Origin of the sequence: Microbacterium sp. R86528 (assembly GCF_044596335.1) — a bacterium.
Classification (GTDB): Bacteria; Actinomycetota; Actinomycetes; order Actinomycetales; family Microbacteriaceae; genus Microbacterium; species Microbacterium marmarense.
In genome coordinates this window covers 2,651,451-2,670,998 of the sequence record NZ_CP138996.1, presented here as the reverse complement: position 1 = coordinate 2,670,998, position 19,548 = coordinate 2,651,451, and the positions used below count along the sequence as shown (strand labels likewise).

17 protein-coding genes are annotated in these 19,548 nt (G+C 63.3%); 8 read left to right on the top strand and 9 right to left on the bottom strand.

Annotated features, from left to right (window positions below):
- Positions 1-23: 23 nt before the first annotated feature.
- Positions 24-818, bottom strand: coding sequence for an LLM class F420-dependent oxidoreductase (locus SJY18_RS12355; protein WP_396667790.1), 795 nt, complete (start codon positions 816-818; stop codon positions 24-26).
- Between the two features lie 52 nt (positions 819-870).
- On the opposite strand from SJY18_RS12355, the gene SJY18_RS12350 reads away from it, so the two are divergent.
- Positions 871-1,866, top strand: a complete 996-nt coding sequence (locus SJY18_RS12350; protein ID WP_396667789.1) for an o-succinylbenzoate synthase — start codon at positions 871-873, stop codon at positions 1,864-1,866.
- On the opposite strand, the gene SJY18_RS12345 is transcribed toward SJY18_RS12350, so the two are convergent.
- Positions 1,844-2,488 carry a TetR/AcrR family transcriptional regulator gene (locus SJY18_RS12345; RefSeq protein WP_396667788.1) on the bottom strand — a complete coding sequence of 215 codons (645 nt, stop codon included), beginning with the start codon at positions 2,486-2,488 and terminating at the stop codon, positions 1,844-1,846. The genes SJY18_RS12350 and SJY18_RS12345 overlap by 23 nt on opposite strands.
- Positions 2,489-2,610: 122 nt before the next feature.
- Here SJY18_RS12345 and SJY18_RS12340 point away from each other — a divergent pair, with 122 nt between their 5' ends.
- Positions 2,611-5,433 carry an MMPL family transporter gene (locus SJY18_RS12340; RefSeq protein WP_396667787.1) on the top strand — a complete coding sequence of 941 codons (2,823 nt, stop codon included), beginning with the start codon at positions 2,611-2,613 and terminating at the stop codon, positions 5,431-5,433.
- Positions 5,430-7,778, top strand: coding sequence for a YhgE/Pip family protein (locus SJY18_RS12335; protein ID WP_396667786.1), 2,349 nt, complete (start codon positions 5,430-5,432; stop codon positions 7,776-7,778). The genes SJY18_RS12340 and SJY18_RS12335 overlap by 4 nt, the downstream gene beginning before the upstream one ends.
- Positions 7,779-7,843: 65 nt before the next feature.
- Here SJY18_RS12335 and ccsB read toward each other — a convergent pair whose 3' ends face one another.
- The 6 genes from ccsB to SJY18_RS12305 are packed head-to-tail and all read right to left on the bottom strand — an operon-like array spanning position 7,844 to position 13,713.
- Complete coding sequence (gene ccsB / locus SJY18_RS12330) at positions 7,844-8,893, bottom strand: c-type cytochrome biogenesis protein CcsB (RefSeq protein WP_396667785.1); 1,050 nt, start codon at positions 8,891-8,893, stop codon at positions 7,844-7,846.
- Between the two features lie 9 nt (positions 8,894-8,902).
- Positions 8,903-10,600, bottom strand: a complete 1,698-nt coding sequence (locus tag SJY18_RS12325) for a cytochrome c biogenesis protein ResB (RefSeq protein WP_396668919.1) — start codon at positions 10,598-10,600, stop codon at positions 8,903-8,905.
- A gap of 7 nt (positions 10,601-10,607) precedes the next feature.
- Complete coding sequence (locus tag SJY18_RS12320) at positions 10,608-11,414, bottom strand: cytochrome c biogenesis CcdA family protein (RefSeq protein ID WP_396667784.1); 807 nt, start codon at positions 11,412-11,414, stop codon at positions 10,608-10,610.
- A complete protein-coding gene (locus SJY18_RS12315; protein ID WP_337337345.1) occupies positions 11,411-12,016 on the bottom strand; it encodes a TlpA disulfide reductase family protein in 606 nt (201 codons plus the stop codon). Before SJY18_RS12315 ends, SJY18_RS12320 begins: the two co-directional genes overlap by 4 nt.
- On the bottom strand, positions 12,013-12,642 hold the full coding sequence (locus SJY18_RS12310; RefSeq protein ID WP_396667783.1) for a histidine phosphatase family protein: 630 nt from the start codon (positions 12,640-12,642) through the stop codon (positions 12,013-12,015). Before SJY18_RS12310 ends, SJY18_RS12315 begins: the two co-directional genes overlap by 4 nt.
- A 42-nt stretch (positions 12,643-12,684) precedes the next feature.
- Positions 12,685-13,713 carry a DUF368 domain-containing protein gene (locus SJY18_RS12305; RefSeq protein ID WP_337337343.1) on the bottom strand — a complete coding sequence of 343 codons (1,029 nt, stop codon included), beginning with the start codon at positions 13,711-13,713 and terminating at the stop codon, positions 12,685-12,687.
- Positions 13,714-13,821: 108 nt separating this feature from the next.
- Here SJY18_RS12305 and aspS point away from each other — a divergent pair, with 108 nt between their 5' ends.
- From aspS to SJY18_RS12280, 5 genes are all read left to right on the top strand, one after another.
- Positions 13,822-15,165 carry an aspartate--tRNA(Asn) ligase gene (gene aspS / locus SJY18_RS12300; protein WP_337337342.1) on the top strand — a complete coding sequence of 448 codons (1,344 nt, stop codon included), beginning with the start codon at positions 13,822-13,824 and terminating at the stop codon, positions 15,163-15,165.
- Positions 15,166-15,322: 157 nt separating this feature from the next.
- Positions 15,323-16,462 carry an ABC transporter substrate-binding protein gene (locus tag SJY18_RS12295; protein WP_337337341.1) on the top strand — a complete coding sequence of 380 codons (1,140 nt, stop codon included), beginning with the start codon at positions 15,323-15,325 and terminating at the stop codon, positions 16,460-16,462.
- Positions 16,459-17,394 carry an ABC transporter permease gene (locus SJY18_RS12290; RefSeq protein WP_396667782.1) on the top strand — a complete coding sequence of 312 codons (936 nt, stop codon included), beginning with the start codon at positions 16,459-16,461 and terminating at the stop codon, positions 17,392-17,394. Before SJY18_RS12295 ends, SJY18_RS12290 begins: the two co-directional genes overlap by 4 nt.
- Positions 17,391-18,185, top strand: coding sequence for an ABC transporter permease subunit (locus SJY18_RS12285; protein WP_337337340.1), 795 nt, complete (start codon positions 17,391-17,393; stop codon positions 18,183-18,185). Before SJY18_RS12290 ends, SJY18_RS12285 begins: the two co-directional genes overlap by 4 nt.
- Positions 18,182-19,303: an ABC transporter ATP-binding protein gene (locus SJY18_RS12280; RefSeq protein ID WP_396667781.1), complete on the top strand. Its 1,122-nt coding sequence runs from the start codon at positions 18,182-18,184 to the stop codon at positions 19,301-19,303. Before SJY18_RS12285 ends, SJY18_RS12280 begins: the two co-directional genes overlap by 4 nt.
- On the opposite strand, the gene SJY18_RS12275 is transcribed toward SJY18_RS12280, so the two are convergent.
- Positions 19,300-19,548, bottom strand: a complete 249-nt coding sequence (locus tag SJY18_RS12275; RefSeq protein ID WP_337337338.1) for a glutaredoxin family protein — start codon at positions 19,546-19,548, stop codon at positions 19,300-19,302. The genes SJY18_RS12280 and SJY18_RS12275 overlap by 4 nt on opposite strands.

The following is a 19,548-nucleotide window of genomic DNA, read 5'->3' as shown; positions in this document are numbered from 1 at the left end:
CGGCTGTCGTGAGTCTGACTGAGTCAGCCGTTTTTCGCGTCACGCCAACGCAACCATGATCTGACGATCTCGTAGTCGTAGTCGGGCCCGCTGAAGTTGAGGGTGAACAGTCTCGTGCCGGCCGCGTATAGTTCGTCGGCGTCGTCTTGACTGCGTCGGTGCAGCTCATTCGAGACCACTAGTCTCGACAGATCGCGCTGCTCCTTCTCTGCCCACCGTTCGATAACCTCAAGCTTGTGAGGCAGCTCTTCGGCAGCCACGAAACTGTGCCAGATATCGGCGTGCCTCGCGACCAGGCGCAGGGTCTTCTGCTCTCCTTTGCCACCGATCATCACCGGGATCTCGCGCGTGGGCGCGGGGTTGAGCTTCTGCCACCGCTCCTCGATCCGCGCAAGTCCGTCGGCGAGGTCATTCAGTCGAGAGCCGGCGGTGCCGAATTCGTAGCCATACTCGGTGTAGTCGCGCTCAAACCACCCTGAGCCGGTCGCGAAGATGAACCGGCCTTCGCCGCCTCGTGCCGAGATGTGGTCGATTGTGCGGGCCATATCAGCCTGCAGATCTGGGTTGCGATAGCTGTTGCAGTTCACCAGCGCGCCGAACTCCACCCGTTCGGTCTGCTCCGCCCAGGCGGCGAGCATCGTCCACGACTCAAAGTGCAAACCTTCGGGATCGCCCGACAGCGGAAAAAAGTGATCCCAGTTGAACAGAATGTCTACGCCCATCTCTTCGAGGCGTAGAACAGCGTCGCGGATCTGAGGGTAGGTCACGTGCTGGGGAGCGATCTGCACGCCGAGGCGCACGGGAGTGTCGAGAAGCATGCTTCTCAGCCTAAATCCCTCGCGGCGCCCATAGGTTTGCCATGATGATCACATGATCCTCCCATCGCTCGCTGACATCCTCGCGAGTACGCGCATTGTTGCGCTGCCCCTCGCCACTGAGTTCCGCTCGATCACCGTGCGCGAGGCCGCACTGTTCGAAGGGCCGGAAGGGTGGACGGAGTTCTCGCCTTTTCTCGAGTACGGCGATGCCGAAGCGGCGACATGGCTTGCCGGGGCAATCGACTTCGGGTGGATGCCGCAACCCGCGGCTTTGCGGCATCAAGTTGCTGTCAACGCAACCATTCCGGCTGTCGGCGCTGCCGCTGCGGCGGAGATTCTCGCCCGCTTCGACGGGTGTCGCACGGCCAAGGTCAAGGTCGCTGAACCAGGCCAGACGCTCGCCGACGACGTGGCCCGCGTGCAGGCAGTTCGTGAGGCAATGGGCTCAGAGGGACGCATTCGCGTTGATGCCAACGGAGCCTGGAACATCGACGAAGCTGAGCATGCCATTCATGCCTTGGCCGAATTCGATCTGGAATACGTTGAGCAGCCGTGCGCGAGCGTCGACGAACTCGCTGAGATTCGGCGGCGGGTGAAGTACATGGGCATTCCCATCGCGGCAGATGAGAGCGTGCGTAAAGCCGCTGATCCTCTCGCCGTCGCGCGCGCCGGGGCAGCCGACCTTCTGGTGATCAAAGCACAGCCACTCGGAGGAGTGAATCGCGCGCTCGAGATCGTCGCCGAAGCTGGCCTGCCCGCTGTCGTATCCAGCGCTCTCGATACCTCAATCGGACTATCGATGGGCGTAACTCTTGCGGCTGCGTTAGAGCAACTCGACTACGACTGCGGCCTCGGCACCGCAGCACTGTTCACCAGCGACGTGACCTCTCCCGCCCTGACCCCGCAGAGCGGCGCCCTTTCGGTCGACCGGATCGCCGCGGACCCGTCGCTGCTCGCGGCGAGCGCGGCGGGCGCAGCTCGCGCGGACTGGTGGCGCGAGCGCATCACCCGCTGCCATGCACTGCTCAGCTCTGCGGCGGCCGAATGACCAGTTGGGCTACGATCGCGAGCTCAGCGCTGACGAATTCGCGCATCTGAGTGTGATTGAGCCCAGCCATCACCGCCCGTACCGACGCACTTTCCCAGGTGGTGAGCATTACTCGAGCGACGTCGGCGGCTGGCAACGCGCAGACAAGATTGCTCGCTCGAGAGATATCGTCGACGATCTGCGTGACGCTCACCAGCAACTCGTCTTCTTGAGCGAGCGATGCGGCCGCAAGGCCCGGGTTACGCAAGGCGTTGATGCGAATTTCGCTCATCAACAGCACGCTCAGCCGATCTGACGCTGTCGTATCGAGAACCTGCTGAATGACCTGCAACGCGTTCGTTTCTCCGCCGTTCAACGCGCCATCTTGCTCAAGCGCTCTCACGCGCGCACGAACGGCCTCTACCCGCGAGAGTGACACTCGTCCGGCGAGTTCAAGAAAGAGTTCGTCTTTGGACTCAAAGTTGGAGTAGAAGGCGCCGCGAGTGAACCCTGCTCTCTCGCACACCTCTTCGACCGAAGCCGCATCGAGGCCGACTTCAGCGAATACCTGAGCGGCGGCATCCAGTAGCTTCTGCCGCGTGGCTTCTCGTCGGCGTGAGGGCGAGGCCATGCTCTCTGACATCAGTTCTCCTTGGTTCTCATCTTCTGTTCAGCCTGAACGCATGAGACTCGCCTACGATACACTGACGTATCCGATACAGCGGTGTATCTGTTTCGCATTGGCACTTGAATGACGGAGGCACTGTGTCCACTCTGCTGTACTCGCTCGGACGCTGGTCGTACAACCGGCCGTGGCGGGTTCTCGTCGGCTGGCTGCTGCTACTGGCGATCGCCGGCAGCAGCGCAGCAGTGTTCATGAAGGGCACCGACAACTCGTTCAGCATTCCAGGATCTGAGTCCCAAGAGGGGCTCGAACTGCTCAGCCGCAGCTTTCCATCGGCCAGTGGCGCGAGCGCGACACTCATCGTCGGAGCCGCTGACGGCGACAACATCACCGAGGCTCCATACGATCAGCTCATCTCCGACGCCATCGTCGATCTAGAGAGCGTCGATGGCGTGGCAGCAGTCGCCGACCCGTTCGACGGGTTGATCGATGGAACGATCGCTGACGATGAATCGGCTGCCATCGTGACCGTGCAGCTAGACGGCGATGCGACCAGCGTCTCGAGCGCCACGACGTCGGCGCTCACCGACATTGCTGCGGAACTGCGCGAAACGCTTCCCGAGGGTGCGAACGCAGCCATGGGAGGCGAGCTGTTCGCCGCCGCGATTCCCGCGTTGTCGCTGATCGAAGCGGTAGGGGTTCTGATCGCTCTCTTCGTGCTGATCGTCACGTTCCGCTCGTTCGCGGTCGCATGGTTTCCCCTCGTGAGCGCGCTGATCGGCGTGGGGCTGGCGATCTCGCTCATCCTCGTGTCGACCGCGTTCGCATCGGTCTCTTCCACAACGCCGATGCTGGCAATCATGCTCGGTTTAGCCGTCGGCATCGATTATGCACTGTTCATCGTGGCCCGACATCAAGATCAAGTACGCGAGGGAATCGACCCCGAAGAGTCGGTCGCGCGTGCCACCGGCACGGCTGGCTCCGCGGTCGTGTTCGCCGGCATCACGGTGTTGATCGCCCTCATCGGGCTCAGCTTCGCCGGCATCCCGTTCCTCACCACGATGGGTGTTGCCGCCGCGGTTGCCGTGGCGATAGCGGTAGTCGTCGCTGTCACTCTCACTCCCGCTTTGCTGGGATTCAGCAAAGGCCGGGTGGTCGGCTGGGGCTTTGCAAAGAAGAAGCCGGCGCAACCGACCGAAGACGACGAAGAGCAGACAGTCGTTGCGCATACCCCACCGAAGTCGAACCGCTGGGTGATGCTTGTCACGAAGCATCCGCTGGTCACCACGATCGCGGTTATCGTCGGCCTCGGTGTGATGGCCGTGCCTGCCAGCAGTCTTGCGCTTGCCCTTCCCAACGCGGGCGTGCAACCGACTTCAAGCGAAGCACGCCAGGCTTACGACCTCACCGCAGAAACCTTCGGTCCAGGCGCCAACGGACCGCTGATCATGACCGGCACAATCGTGACATCGACGGATCCGCTCGGCCTCATGGACGATTTGGCGACCGAAATCGAAGCGATTCCCGGTGTTAAAGAAGTAGCGCTGTCAACACCCAACGAAACAGCCGATACCGGACTCATCCAGATCATTCCTGAGACTGCTCCAGATGCCCCCGAAACAGCGGAACTCGTTCGGACACTGCGGGACCAACACGATCGGCTTCTCGAGGAATACGGTGTTGATCTGAAGGTCACCGGATTCACCGCTGTCGGAATCGATGTCTCAGACCGGCTTGGTGCCGCGCTCGTCCCGTTCGGCATCTTTGTGGTTGGCCTGTCATTGATCCTCTTGATGATCGTCTTCCGCTCCATCTGGGTTCCGCTCATGGCCGCCGGTGGCTACCTGTTGTCGGTGGCCGCGTCGTTCGGCGTTGTGGCGGCGGTGTTCGAGTGGGGGTGGTTCGCCGACGCGCTGCACGTCGCCAAGGTGGGCCCCATCATCAGCTTCATGCCCATTTTGCTCATGGGCGTGCTGTTCGGCTTGGCCATGGACTACCAGGTGTTCCTGGTTTCACGCATGCGCGAGGACTACGTGCATGCTGTGCGCGCGCCTGGCGGCGCGGCTGATCGAAAGACTGCGCTCGGTGCCGTTCGATCGGGCTTCACTGCCTCGGCGCGGGTGGTCACCGCAGCGGCCGTCATCATGTTCGCCGTGTTCGTCGCCTTCGTGCCCGAAGGCGACTCTTCGATCAAGCCCATCGCGCTCGGACTCGCCGCTGGTATCGCCATCGATGCGTTCTTGGTGCGAATGACACTGATCCCCGCTCTGATGGCGCTACTCGGCGAGAAGTCATGGTGGATTCCGCGGTGGCTCGACAAGGCCCTACCCCACTTCGATATTGAAGGTGAAGCCGTCCAGCGTGAACTCGAGTTGGCGAACTGGCCTGAACCCAATACGTCAGCTGCCGTCGTGGGCGAGAATGTCGCCGTGCATGCCGACGGCGGCAACCGAAACGGCGAAGTCACCCTCTTCGCTGGCGCGACGTTCCGCGTCGAACCGGGATCTGCACTGGTTGTCACTGGAGACGCTCGCGCGGGAAGAGCCTTTGCCCTTGCCGTGGCGGGTCGAATCACTCCCGATCAAGGTCTGCTGCGCGTCGGAGGCCATTTGCTTCCCGGGCGAGCTGCCTGGGTTCGCGCCCATGTCGGCGTGGCTTTGCTTTCTACTGCGGAGCACCCGGTCAAAGAACTGCGAAGCGCGCTTGCCGGCAACACTCGAACCGTCGTTATCGAAGCGCCAGAGGTCTTAGAAGGCGCCGAGCGCGACCAGGCGGCCGCTGTTTTGCGGGACGCGATCGAGCGTGCGTCCGAGCGGGGCGCTGCCCTCACGGTCGTGACCGTCTCACGTGCCGAGGGTCCGGCCCTTTCCATGCTCGCCGAAGCGAGGTTCAGCGACGTTGCGTCGATCGGCCTCACACAGCATCCTTCTCCCACTCCTTCCACCGCTGAGGTGAACGCATGACTCTCCCCCTAGAACGCTCGCAATCCCGGAGCCCCATCACGTGGCTGACGTTGATCGGTGTCTTGCTGCTGCCCGTCATCATCGGCGGCATCCTGATTACTGCGCTGTACAACCCCACCGAGCGTCTCGATAATCTGAACGCCGCAATCGTGAACAACGACGAACCGGTTGACGTTGACGGTCAAATGGTGCCGTTGGGCCGCCAACTCACCGCCGGTCTCGTCGAGGGCTCAGACAGTCTCGACAGCAACCTCACATGGACGCTGTCAAACACCGACGAGGCCGAGGCGGGCCTGGCGGACGGCACTTATGCCGCGGTGATCACCATTCCCGAGAACTTCTCGACCGCTGCTCTCTCTACGCGCCCCGGAGAAACTCCCGAGCAGGCAACGATTGAGGTCACCACTCCCCCAGACAGCTTGATCGTCGACGACGCAATCACCTCGCAGGTGGCGACCGCCGCTGCGTCTCTCATGGGATCCGAACTGTCGACGGTGTATCTCGAAAATGTCTTCCTCGGCTTCACTACCCTGGGCGAACAACTGAGCGAAGCGGCAGATGGCGCGGGTGAACTGGCCGACGGTGCTGCCAGCGCGGCAGAGGGCACCGTCAGTCTCGCTGACGGCGTCGACCAGTTGGCGAGCGGCGCCACAGAGCTGTCGGCCGGTGCGGGCGAGATCTCGGCTGGCTTCGGTCAGCTCTCGGGCGGTGCCGCAGAACTGGCGGTTGGTGCGGGCGAGATCTCAACTGGTATCGGCCAGCTCTCGACGGGCGCACAGGAACTCGCCGACGGTGCAGACGAGATCTCAGCCGGCACGAGTGGCATAGCCACCGGTGCGGCCGGGCTCGCGGCGGGAACTACAGAAGCGGCTGAGGGACTTGACAGCTGGGCTGCCGGCGCGCATCAGAGCGCCGATGGCGCCGCACAGCTCGCCGATGGACTCACCGTCATGGCTGACGAGGTGGCTGCGCTTCCCGATGTTCCCGAAGAGCTCGTCGTCGCAGCGCAGACCCTTGCCGACAACAGCGGCCAGATCGAAACCACCGTGACAGACGCCGCAGCAGAGCTCGACACCCTGGCTGCCAGCTGTCTCGCAGAGGGCGGCTCGGCTGCGCTCTGCGAGGCCATCACAGATGTCGCCGATACCGCCAATGAGGCGTTGCCCGCTATCACCGGCATTCTCGACGACTCGCAGAACATCGCCGACGGGATTGCTGGCCTGGCCGAATTCGAACCGCAACTGGTCGCCGCGCTGCAACAATCAGCTGCGGGAGCCGATTCGTTGGCAACAGGAGTGTCTGCGCTCGCAGACGGCGCCACCGAAACAGCAGTCGGCCTCGATGAGCTCGCGTTCGGCATGGGCGCCCTTGCGGTTGGCGCCGACGATCTTGCTGAGGGCACCACGACGTGGGCCGGCGGAGCTGAGGCGTGGGCTGCGGGCACGTCTGAGGCGAGCGCAGGAGCCAATACATGGGCAGACGGTGCCTACCAGTGGGCGAGCGGCGCGGCAGCCGCCGGCTCCGGCGTGAACACGTGGGCCTTCGGCTCGAGCGAATGGGCTATGGGAGCCACCGACGCGGCTACGGGGGCTGAAGAACTTGCTGACGGCGCCGGACAGCTCGCCGACGGCACAAGCGAGCTCGCCAGCGGCCTTGGCACCGCAAGCGAAGAGATTCCCACCTACACCGAAGACGAGGCCGACGCGCTGGCAACCGTGGTTGCTGATCCGGTTTCGGCTGAGGGCGCGGGCAACGAGCTGTTCGGCGCTTCGGCTATTCCTCTGCTCGCGATGCTCGCACTCTGGTTCGGCGGCCTGGGAAGTTTCATCGCTCTGCAGGCTGTCTCACGACGGGCACTGACCTCACGCAAGCCCTCTGCACTGCTGGCGGCTCGGGGCCTCGCTCCTGCTGCTGCCATCGGCGCAGCGCAAGGTCTGCTCGTGGCTGCAGTCGTGCAGTTCGCCGCGTCGTACGACTGGTCAACGTGGCTCGCATTCGCGGCAATGGCGATCGTCGCGGGCGTGGCCTTCGCGGCGGTGAACCAAGCGCTCGTCGCTGCGCTCGGTGGAGCGGGGCGCTGGGTCGCCGCCATGATCGGCGTGCTTGCACTCGCTACCGGGATCGTGTCGACAGTGCCCGGAGTCTTCGCCGACTTCGCCGCACTCTTGCCCACTACCCCCGCCTACAACGGCATGCTCGCCGCGCTCACCGCGACGACCGGCTACGGCGCGGCGATCGCCGGGCTAGTCGTCTGGACGCTGATCGGCTTCGCAATCACCGTCATCGCGGTGGCACGACGCCGCTCGGTCTCGTCGAAGAGCTTGTTGGCGCCGGCGACCGCCTAGCGGGCCCGCTACGAGAAAGGGTCCGTCGCTCATCGAGCGGCGGACCCCTTTTCTCGTGGCCGGGATCAGCTCAAGCCGGAGTAGGCGTGCAGACCCTTGAAGAACATGTTCACGATGGTGAAGTTGAACAGCACAGCGGTGAAGCCGATGATCGACAGCCACGCCGAGCGCGACCCGCGCCAGCCTCGCGTGGCACGCGCGTGGATGTACCCCGCGTAAAGGACCCAGATCACGAAGGTCCACACTTCCTTCGTGTCGAAGCCCCAGTAGCGGCCCCACGCATCGTTCGCCCAGATCGAGCCCGCGATGAGCGTGAATGTCCAGAAGATGAATCCGAGAATCGCGAAGCGGTAGGCGAGCGACTCAAGCGCCTCGGCACTGGGGACGGTACGCAGAAACCCTGGGCCGGTTTTAACGGCAGTGGTGGATGCTGCGGCTGCCGCAGCCACCTTCTGTTCGCGTCGCGCCTGCATCAGCTGCAACACCGAGAGGCCGAACGCGATCGCGAACAGCGCCGTCGCCAAAGATGCGACGAAGACGTGAATGACGAGCCACACGCTCTTGAGCGGATCCATCAGCGGGGTGATCTCTACGTAGAAGTTCATCGCCGAGGCACCGAGGAGCACGACTACCAGACCGGTGATGAACGCCCCGAGAAAACGTAGGTCGTAGCGCAGCAGGGTGACGAGGTAGACACCGACGACGAGCAGAAGGCCCGTGAGCGCGAACTCATACATGTTCGACCACGGCACGCGACTCGAGGCGATGCCCCGCGTCACGTCGCCGCCGAGGTGGAATAAGAAGCCGAAGACGGTCAGTGAGGTGCCGATTCGCGCCCAGAGGTACCGGGGTCGCTGCGACGGTGACGCGTTCAGCGCGACCTCAGCGGCTCGCTCTTCATCGCGTAGCTGCGTCATCGCGCTCGCACTCGAACCGGCCGCGGCACCAACCAGTTCACGCTCGCGCAGAGCGGCGTCCTTCTGATCGACGCTGCTTGCCGAGCGGGTGGCGAGATCTACGGCGTAGGCGATGAACGCGAGCGCGTAGACCGCGATCGCTGTCCACACCAGCAGCACTGAGATCGACTCGAGCGAGAGAGCGGCGGTATCCTGCATCGTGCCAGTCTACGTCGCGGGAGCGGCGCTCTGACCGGCTCTGAGCGACGCGCTGTGCTTGTCGGCCACCTGGTCAACGGCGCCCATCAGCGTCGGATCTTCACCGCGCGCAAGGCCGGCGTATTCGACATTGAGCGCTCCTGGTTCGGGCGTGATCTTCACCCACATTCGGCGGCGCGGCACGAAGAGGGCCACCATCAGTCCGACCGTCGCGAGAATCGCGAATAACAGCACCCAGGTTGCGCCCGCATCGCGATGCACTGAGAGCGATACGTAGCGCTTCACCGACTGCTCATAGCCAGCGGCGCCAGCGGGCGATTCGTCTTCAAATGTGATCGTGCCGTACCCGTCGGGCAGATCAGCTGTCTCACCCGGAGCCAGCTCGATCGATTCGACATCGGTGTCACGTCCGGTGAGCTTTTCCATTCCCGTCGGGTCGAGCGTGTAGACCGAACGAGGAATGCCGTCGTTGATGCCGAGGTCGCCGGCATAGACGTCGAGAGAAAGCACCGGGTTCACGAGCGCCGGGTATGCCGAAGAGAAAGCACCCGTCGTGAGTGGTGCCTGCGTGGGATAGAAGAAGCCCACCAATCCCAGCTGATCTTCAAGGCCATCGGCGATCTTCACCACGCCGAGCGACGTCATATTGGTGTCTTGCGGCAAAAACGGCACAGATTCTGAAAACACGACTTCGCCGTCAGAGTCCTTCACGGTGATTGTCGGTGCGTAGCCATTGCCCAGGAGATAGACACGGTCGCCGTCGATCTCGAGCGGATGGTTGACGCGAACCTCAGCTTCGACGGGGTCGCCGCCCGCTTCTTGCACGGTGAGGTTCGCAACGAAGTCGCCGGCCTGACCTGCGCCCGGGGTGTTTGCGGGTTGATAGGTGACTTCAAAGCTGTCGAGCGTCATCGCGTACGGCGAGAGCTGCTCTTCATCGACGAAGCGGCCAGGGTTGAACGAGGCGTAATCAAGCAACGTGTTGACGAAGGTGCGTCCCTCGATTATCACGCTCTGGCCGGTGTGCGTGAACCCACCGCCCACTCCGACGGCGATGAGGACTCCCACGAGCGACGCGTGAAAGACGAGGTTGCCGGTTTCTCGCAGGTACCCGCGCTCGGCAGACACCGACATTGCACCGCGGGCGTCATAGCGCTCGACGCGGTAGCCCGCACTTCTGAGCTGCGTGTGCGCGGCCGCAATGGCGGCAGACGCGGTGGAATCAGCATCCTGCCCGTCGGCAATGGCGACTGTCTCTGAGCGATATGCGTCCAGGCGAGACAGCCGTGCCGGTGTGCGCGGCGGACGCGCACGCAGGGCCTTCCAGTGGTGCTTGGTGCGCGGAATCACACAGCCGATCAGTGAGATGAACAGCAGCAGGTAGATCGCCGAGAACCAGGGCGACGTATAGACGTCGAAGAGGCTCAGGTTGTCAAGAATCGGAGCGAGGTCGGGGTTGTCGGTGAAGTACTGCGTGACGCCGTTGGGGTCGGCGCTGCGCTGCGGCACGAGCGAGCCGGGCACTGCAGCGATGGCGAGCAGCAAGAGCAGCACCAGCGCCGTGCGCATCGAAATGAGGTGGCGCCAGGCCCATCGAAGCCAACCGGTGAAGCCGAGTGAGGGATTCGTGATGCCGGAGGCCGACTTCGTGTCGCGAGAGGACGAATCCGCGTGATCGGCGGGGCGCAACGGCTCGCCTTCGAGCATGTCTGCGTCAGATGGGGAGCGGGACACTCGCAAACACCCCCTGCAGCTGAGCCATGATCTGAGTCCATATGCCCGTGACCATGAGCAGGCCGAGCACGATGAGCACGATGCCGCCGATGATGTTCACCGCGCGGATATGTTCGCGCAGGAACGCGACTGAGGCCGTCGCCCAGCCGAAGCCGAGCGTGAGCAGCACGAACGGAATGCCCAGGCCGAGCGAGTAGGCAAAACCGAGCAACGCGCCGCGCCACACGGAGCCACTGTCAAAGGCCATACCCAGAATGACCGCGAGGGTCGGGCCGATGCACGGCGTCCACCCGATGCCGAGGGCTACACCAAGCAGCGGCGCTCCAACGAGTCCGACGTTGTTCTTCACCTGCGGTCGCATCGTGCGCTGCGCGACACCGAATACACCGATGAAGACGAGCCCCAGCAGAATGATGACGACGCCGAGAATGCGCGTGATCGCGTCGGCGTATTCGAGCAAGAACCTGCCGAGAGTGCCTCCCAGCATGGCAACGCTCATGAACACCACGGTGAAGCCACCGATGAACAGCAGCACGCCCAGCAACAGGCGCCCTCTCGCGGGCGCATCTGCGGCAACTGCGGCAGGGGGGCCTGGTGCGAGCCGACCGCTCTCAGAAGGGCTGCGGTCAGAAGTCTGACGCGGCGTCGCCGCGCCCGCGATGAAGCCGAGGTATCCGGGAACGAGCGGAAGAACGCAGGGCGACAGAAACGAGATCAGCCCTGCAAGCACAGCAATCGGGATCGCTACCAGCAGCGTGCCGTCGGCGACAAGGGCGCCGGGGTTCATGATTCGTCCAGCGTGTCACGCACAAGGGTCTCGAGAATCGACGCGCTCTCGACGACACCGATGATGCGCACCGCTACGCGACCCTCGCGGTCGAGCACGAGGGTGACCGGCACCGCATTCAACGGGGTCTTGCCTGCGAAGGCAAGCTTGATCGACCCGTCGACGGTGGTCAACGCGCTGGGATACGTGATGCCATAGGTATCAGCGAACGCCTGTGACTGTTCGGCGCCGTCGTAGAGGTTCACGCCGAGAAACTCGACCTCATCATCAATGAACTCTTGGTGAGCGGCCTCGAGTTCAGGCGCCTCGAGCCGGCACGGTGCACAAGCGGCGTACCAAAAGTTCACGACGAGCACCTCGCCGAGGTAGTCGTCGCTGGTCACTGTTTCGCCGTTGTCGAGTACAGCGTCGAACTCGACGGGTTCGGTGCGCTCTTCTTCGGGAATCTCTACGACGCGAAATCCATCGGCCGCGATGAAGCCGTTGTTGCTTCCTTCGCGGTAGGCCTCGGCAAGCGGGTCGCTGGAGCATGCGGCGAGCGAGAGCACCATGGTGAAGGCCAAGGCGATGGATGCTGCCGCCTTCGCGAACCTCAGTCTCATACGGCGCCCACGTCGACGGCACCCTCGGTGGTCGCCGGTTCTGCGTAGGACAGTTCAGCCCACTTGCCATCGGGCATCTCGAAGCTCGTGACGCTCGACAGCGCGCAACGGCGCTCGCGAGGATCATGGCGCGACGGCAGGCCTGCCACCGCAAGATGCGTCACCCAGATCGGCAGCTGGTGCGAGACGATCACGACATCGCCAGCGTCAACCGACTCCCATGCCGTCGTCATCGCCTTATTCATGCGGGCGATGACCTGTGCGTAGGGCTCGCCCCAGCTGGGCAGTGCAGGTTTGCGAAGATGACGCCAGTTCCATGGGTTCATCAGCGAGCGCACCATGCGCCGACCCTCGAAGACGTTCGTCGGTTCGATGACTCCCTCATCGATTGTGGCGTCTAGTCCGAAAAGCTCTGTGAACGGCTCTGACGACTCACGCGTGCGTTGCAGCGGGGAACACACAAGCGCAGTGACGGGGCGATCGAGCGTTTTCACGTATTCCGCGGCTTGCTGCGTCATGCGGCGACCGGCATCGCTCAAACCGAATCCGGGGAGCCGCCCGTAGAGCACGCGGTGGGGGTTATAGACCTCCCCATGACGCACGAGATGAAGGCGATCGGCGGGCACCCACACAGTCTACGCGGCCGAGGTCTGTGGGGCGGCTGAGCGTCAGTCGTCGGAGTGCTTCGCCGGTGCGTCCGCAATGGGCGTCGCAGCTGCAGACGTGAGTTGACGTCGCTGAATCACGCGCTCGACAGCGATCATCCCGAATACGATCCCGGCGCCGATGATCATCAACAGAATCGGACCGCCCACCGGGTCGTACGGCGCGACCGGAGTGCCAACGCCGTGTGAATCGTCGCTCGTTGCCTGCCACGGCCACAGTGCCCGCAGCGATCCCAGCATCAGACCGGCCATTGCCAGAAGCGTGATTCTCCGATGGTGATCGAGTAGCCACTTCATGAGCTGCACAATCGTGACGAGCCCAACGAGGGCGCCCGCTGCGAAGACCGCGAGGTACGAGAGGTTGCGCTCGTCTACCGCGATCAACGTCGGTGAGTACAGGCCGATCGCCAGCAGGAAGAACGATCCAGACACTCCGGGCACGACCAGCGCACACACGGCGATTGCCGCCGCGATGAAGACCACCCACAGCGGCGGTTCGGCAGAGAACGAGCCACCGGCCAAGTCGATGAGCACAAACGCCACGATCGCTGCAACGACAAAAACGAGCACCCCCAGGATCTTGGATGCGACCGCGCGCTGTGCTTTCGGAATGAGCTGCAGGGGTACCACGATGCTCGCGGCGACAAGCCCGAAGAACAAGCCGCGGGCAAGTTCCACGTTGTTTGCAACCAGCGACTCGATCATTCCAGCGAGGGTCAGCACCATCGCCGCCATGCCGACGATCACGGGGATGACCAGCCACCAGTCGACGGCACGGAACTCCCGCAGGAAGCCCTCGCGGCGCGAGGGTCCGACCACGAGCCGTTTGAGCGCATTGACTCCGTGCGAGGCAGAGTCAATGAGCCGCTCGTAGACACCGGTGATCAGCGCAATCGTGCCACCCGAGATGCCAGGAAGCAGTTCGGCGAGGCCGACTAGTCCACCGCGCAACGCGTTCAACAACACTGCCGGGATGCGGTCGGAGGCGGTGCCTGAAGTGCGGCTAGGCTGCGGCGAAGCGGGCGTCGTCATGCCTCGACGATACGCGCTCACCTCGGCCACTCGCCTACAGCCAGACCAAGCAGTGCGCTGCACCGATCCGGACAACTGTTTGGATGCGTCACAGGTAGACTGCCCTGCGTGAATGAACGCGTCCTCGTAAAGCACCTGCAGGACCTCGCCGACGGTCCCGTTTCCGTCTCTGGTTGGGTCGAAACCGTCCGAGACCAAAAGAAGGTGCAGTTCGTCATCCTTCGCGACGAGACGGGCGCCGTGCAGCTGGTCAACCCGGCAACCCGCGAGGTCGGTGACGATGCCACCCCCGAGGCGACCGCCGCTCTTGAGCTGACCGAAACCATTTCGGCTCTCGCCACGGGCACGTTCTTGACCGTGACAGGTCACCTCAAAAAAGACGAGCGCGTCAAGCTGGGTGGGCTCGAAGTCAAACTGTCGGGCCTCGAAATCGCGGCGGCCGCGCTGCCTGAAACGCCCATCGCCGCTGACAGCGCGCAAGACAAGCGCATGGACTGGCGGTTCCTCGATCTGCGCCAAGCTCGAAACAACCTGATCTTCCGTGTGCAGACGACGCTCGAGCATGCGCTGCGCACCTATTGGATCGAGCGCGACTATATCGAGATCCACTCACCCAAGCTGATGGCTTCTGCGAGCGAATCCAATGCCGAGCTATTTGCGCTCGAGTACTTCGGCGAACAGACCGCCTACCTCGCGCAATCGCCCCAGTTCTTCAAACAGATGGCTCAGTCTGCCGGCTTCGGCAAGATCTTCGAGATCGGCGACGTGTTCCGCGCCGACCCGTCGTTCACCAGCCGCCACGCAACCGAGTACACCTCGATTGATGCCGAGATCAGCTGGATCGACTCTCACGAAGATGTCGCGTCGATGCAAGAAGAGTTGCTCGCGTTCGCATTTCAGACCGTGGCCGACAAGCACGGAGCCGAAATCAAAGAACTGTTCGACATCGACCTCGTCGTGCCGACCATTCCGTTCCCGCGTATTCCGCTCGCCGAAGCGGTGGAGATCGTCAAAGCGCGAGGCTATGACATTCCGCGCACCGACGGGGATCTCGACCCCGAGGGCGAACGTCAGATTTTCGCCCACGTGAAGGAGACGTACGGCCACGAGTTCGTTTTCGTGACTGACTATCACCCCGAGATTCGAGCGTTTTACCACATGCGCGACGAAGAATCTGGACTCACCAAGAGCTACGACCTGCTCTTCAAAGGTGTGGAGATCACGACCGGCGCGCAGCGTGAGCATCGCGTCGAAGTCCTCGAAGCGCAAGCGCGCGAGAAGGGACTTGACCCAGAGCACCTCGACTTCTACCTTGACTTCTTCCGCTACGGAGTTCCGCCCCACGGTGGCTTCGGAATGGGCCTCGCCCGAGTGCTCATGCTGATGTTCGGTGAATCATCGATCCGCGAAGTCACGTACCTGTTCCGTGGCCCCACTCGCCTGGCTCCCTAGTCGTCTGTGCGTGGACGCGTGTCGTCCACGCACTGATCACTGCCCGTTCATCCGGCGGGATGCCTAGCTTTACCCCACGTCCCTAAGTTCCTCTCGACCCCACATTTCTTGCGTCTTCCAGCGCGCGCGAATTGTGACCCACTCGAGAGGATCACAGATGTCCCATTCCCCTGCACGGCGCCTTCTGCTTGGCGCCGCCATTGCAACGGTGACCGCACTGGCTCTCGCCGGTTGCGCTAGCGAGAGCACGCCCGCCGCCGACGGCCCTGATGCCAGTATCGACGCGTCCGCGGCGACAACCCTCAGCGACTTTGGCTCATTCGAAGACCTTGAAGAGGCGGCAAAAGCAGAAGGTCAGCTGAACGTCATCGCATTGCCACGCGACTGGGCTAACTATGGCGAGATCATCGACACGTTCGTCGAGCGCTACCCCGAGATCACGATCAACGAGCAGTCTCCCGATGTGTCAAGCGCCGAAGAGATCCAGGCTGCCGAAACGAACGAGGGCCTCGACACGGCGCCCGACGTGTTCGACATCGGATTGACCGTCGCGTTGCAGAACACCGACTGGTTCGCTCCCTACCAGGTCGAGACCTGGGCTGACATTCCTGATGCGCTCAAAGAGCCCTCGGGTCTCTTCGTCGGAGACTACGGCGGATACATGTCGGTGGGCTACGACGCGTCGCGCTACGACGCGCCTTCGAGCCTCGACGATCTGCTCGGCGAGGACTACCGCGCCGCTGTCGCCATCAATGGTGACCCGACACAGGCCGGCGCCGCATTCGCCGCGGTCGGCCTTGCCACTGTGCAGTCCGACGGCACCCTCGATGACTTCCAGCCGGGCATCGACTTCTTCTCGGAGCTCAACGCTGCCGGCAACATGCTCAAGGTCGATGTGACCTCCGCCACGGTCGCCAGCGGCGAGACACCCGTCGTGTTCGACTGGGACTACCTGAACGCAGCTCACGCAGCTAGCAACGACGACTGGGCAACCGTGGTCTTTCCTGGCATCGGGTACGCCGGCTACTACAACCAGGCCATCAACCGCGATGCGCCTCACCCCGCCGCCGCGCGCCTGTGGCAGGAATACCTCTTCAGCGATGAGGTGCAGAACCTATGGCTCAAGGGTGGCGCGCGTCCCGTGCGCATGGAAGCCATGATCGAGTCGGGCACGATCGATCAGGCGCTTGCGGATGCGCTGCCAGCTGCACCCGCTGAGACGGTCGTCCCCACCGAAGAGCAGAGCTCATCGGCTGGAACACTTCTCGGTGAGAACTGGGCTGCCGCAGTCCAGTGACCCAAGCCCTCATTGACGCCGGTCCCTCTGACTCGGCGGCAAGCCACGCCGCGCCGGAACCTCGTGTTCCGGCGCGGCGTGGCGCATCCGGCTATCTGCCCGTCCTCGGGCTTGTTCCGTTTGGCCTCTACCTGCTCGCGTTTCTTGTGCTGCCGGCCGCAATAGCAATCGGTTCTGGACTATTCGATGGCGACGGAGAATTCACGCTTGAGAACGTCGCGGCGCTCACCGACCCGGTGATTCTTCGCACTTTCTACAACTCTGCGTGGCTATCGCTGCTGACAGCGTCGCTGGGCGCAATCGTCGGAGCGGTGGTTTGCTACGCGATGCTGGGACTGCCCGCTACGGGAATCGTGCGCACTACGGTCGACGCAGCATCCGGCGTACTGGCCCAATTCGGCGGTGTCATGTTGGCCTTCGCCATGATCGCGACAATCGGCATCCAAGGTGTGCTCACCCAGTTTCTGCGCACCACGTTCGGCATCGACATATTCGCGAACGGTGCCTGGATCTACGCGTTGCCGGGACTCATCCCGACCTATCTGGTGTTTCAAATCCCGCTCATGGTCATCACGTTTTCACCGGCGATGAGCGCGCTCAAACCGCAGTGGGTCGAGGCGCATCTCACTCTCGGCGGCACTCGGGCCAGTTTCTGGGCGCACGTTGGGCTGCCCGTGCTCGCGCCATCCTTTCTCGCGAGCTTGTTGCTGCTGTTCGCCAATGCGTTCTCGTCGTATGCAACCGCGGCCGCCCTAGCCAGCCAGGGTTCGCAGATCGTCCCGCTGCAGATTCGCACCGCGCTCACCAGCGAGACGCTGCTCGGTCGAGAAAACCTCGCGGGCGCGCTGGCGCTGGGCATGCTCGTCGTTGTCGCAATCGTGATGTGGCTGTATTCGCTGGTTCAGGGTCGCGCTGCGAGGTGGCACGCATGAACCTGCTCGCTCCTCCCGTCTACGTGCGTTGGGTGATCGGGGTGGTCGTCAGCGCAGTCTTCGCGATTCCGTTCGTGGCCACGTTCCTATTCACCCTCTCTTCCGACGACGGCTACACATTCGACCGCTGGGTCGGGCTGTTCAATCCCGAGAACGCACGCCTCTACGCACCGATCTGGACCGGGCTGGCAAACTCACTGATTCTGGCGATTGTCACCGTTGCCATCGTGCTGTTTTTGCTCACTCCGACGATGATTCTGATCACGCTGCGGTTTGCACGACTTCGTCGCGTATTCGAATTCATCGCCCTGCTGCCGATCACCATTCCTGCCATCGTGCTTGTCGTCGGACTCGCGCCGATCTATCTGCAGATCGGGCGCACACTTGGTACGGGCACCTGGACGCTTGCATTTGCGTACGGAGTCCTGGTGCTGCCGTTCGCATATCGGTCGATCCAGGCCTCGATAGATGCGGTCGACATCAAAACACTGACCGAAGCGGCGCGAACACTCGGCGCAGGCTGGTTCACGGTGCTCGTGAGCGTGGTCGCACCCAACCTGCGCCAGGGGCTGCTCGCGGCGTCGCTTATCTCTGTCGCGGTGGTGCTGGGCGAGTTCACCATTGCCTCGCTGCTCAACCGGCAAGTGCTCCAGACAGCCCTAGTCGTCGTAAACCGAATCGATGCGTACTCCGCCGCGATGTTCACCCTGCTCGCGCTCGCGTTCGCGTTTGCTCTTCTCCTCGTCATTGGGCGCGTAGGACGCTCCCGCCCCGGAAGGATCCCCTCTTGACCTCTGCCGACGCTCCCCCACGCAACCTGCCTTCGACCTCTGACAACATCTTGCTCGGCGACGTCGCTGACAGCACGCGAGTCGAGTTTCGTTCCGTCACAAAGAACTACGGCACAACCCAAGTTCTTCACGGCGTAGATCTCGATGTGGCACCCGGGGAGTTCGTGTCGCTGCTGGGGCCTTCGGGCTGCGGCAAGACGACCGCGCTGCGCGTGCTGGCCGGACTCGAGAGCGCTAGCGGCGGCAAGGTGCTGCTGGGCGGAGTCGACGTTTCCGGAGTGCCAACAAACAAGCGTGACATCGGCATGGTCTTTCAGGCCTACTCGCTGTTTCCGCACCTTACGGTGGCTCAAAATACCGCCTTCGGTTTGCGCCGACGTCGTGTGTCGCGCGCAGATGCAAACCGTCGAGCCCACGCGGCGCTCGATCTGGTCGGGCTCGACCACCTCGCGGAGCGCTATCCGCACCAACTATCGGGCGGCCAGCAACAACGCGTCGCGCTCGCTCGCGCGCTCGTGACGGAGCCTCGCGTGCTGCTGCTCGACGAACCGCTCTCTGCGCTCGATGCAAAAGTCCGCGTGCAATTGCGCGACGAGATTCGTCGTATTCAACTGCGGCTCGGCATCACGACGGTATTTGTCACGCACGATCAAGACGAGGCACTCGCGGTTTCCGACCGCATCGCGGTGATGAACGCTGGCCGGATTGAACAGGTCGGCACACCCGAAGACCTCTACTTGCGGCCCGCGACGGCGAGCGTTGCGTCATTCGTCGGGGTGTCCAGCTTGGCGCCGGGCGTTGTGCGCGGCGACAGCGTCACCGTATGGGGCAGCGCGTTGCCGCTTCAGACGCCTCACGCCGATGGTCCGGTCGAGGTGTTCCTTCGACCGGAAGACCTCAGGCTGGTCGACACCGAGGCCGCTGGCACTGATGCCGTCGTTCAGGAGAGCACGTTCTTGGGCAGCTTCCGACGCACGCTGGTCCGCACAGCGGACGGCACGCTGGTGCGCGTCCAACACGCGGCGACAGCGCGCGTCGAGTACGGCGACCGCGTGCGGATTGCGCTCTCGACGCACCCGGTGACGGTTCGTCCGCTCAGCGAGAACAACGCGAACTAACTGGAGGCGAGGGCCGCTCGCAACCGATCGGGCGAAACGCGCCAATGCGCGTGAAACTCGCCATTGACCAGCACGACGGGAATCTTCTCCCACCACTGCGCATAAAGAGCCGGGTCGTCTTCGATCGAAAGTTCGTCGAGCGCTACCGCGTTCTCAGGAAACTCGTCGGCCACGGCCTCGATAACGTCGCGCGCCACATCACACAGGTGGCATCCTGACTTGCCGATGAGCGTGATGGTCTTCAC

Excerpts from the sequence above, each read along its gene's own strand:
- ccsB (WP_396667785.1), bottom strand. The coding sequence starts at position 8,893 with ATGCAGGATACCGCCGCTCTCTCGCTCGAGTCGATCTCAGTGCTGCTG.
- SJY18_RS12325 (WP_396668919.1), bottom strand. The coding sequence starts at position 10,600 with ATGCTCGAAGGCGAGCCGTTGCGCCCCGCCGATCACGCGGATTCGTCC.
- SJY18_RS12320 (WP_396667784.1), bottom strand. The coding sequence starts at position 11,414 with ATGAACCCCGGCGCCCTTGTCGCCGACGGCACGCTGCTGGTAGCGATC.
- SJY18_RS12285 (WP_337337340.1), top strand. The coding sequence starts at position 17,391 with ATGAACCTGCTCGCTCCTCCCGTCTACGTGCGTTGGGTGATCGGGGTG.
- SJY18_RS12355 (WP_396667790.1), bottom strand. The coding sequence starts at position 818 with ATGCTTCTCGACACTCCCGTGCGCCTCGGCGTGCAGATCGCTCCCCAG.
- SJY18_RS12315 (WP_337337345.1), bottom strand. The coding sequence starts at position 12,016 with ATGAGACTGAGGTTCGCGAAGGCGGCAGCATCCATCGCCTTGGCCTTC.
- SJY18_RS12305 (WP_337337343.1), bottom strand. The coding sequence starts at position 13,713 with ATGACGACGCCCGCTTCGCCGCAGCCTAGCCGCACTTCAGGCACCGCC.
- SJY18_RS12295 (WP_337337341.1), top strand. The coding sequence starts at position 15,323 with ATGTCCCATTCCCCTGCACGGCGCCTTCTGCTTGGCGCCGCCATTGCA.
- SJY18_RS12345 (WP_396667788.1), bottom strand. The coding sequence starts at position 2,488 with ATGTCAGAGAGCATGGCCTCGCCCTCACGCCGACGAGAAGCCACGCGG.
- SJY18_RS12335 (WP_396667786.1), top strand. The coding sequence starts at position 5,430 with ATGACTCTCCCCCTAGAACGCTCGCAATCCCGGAGCCCCATCACGTGG.
- SJY18_RS12350 (WP_396667789.1), top strand. The coding sequence starts at position 871 with ATGATCCTCCCATCGCTCGCTGACATCCTCGCGAGTACGCGCATTGTT.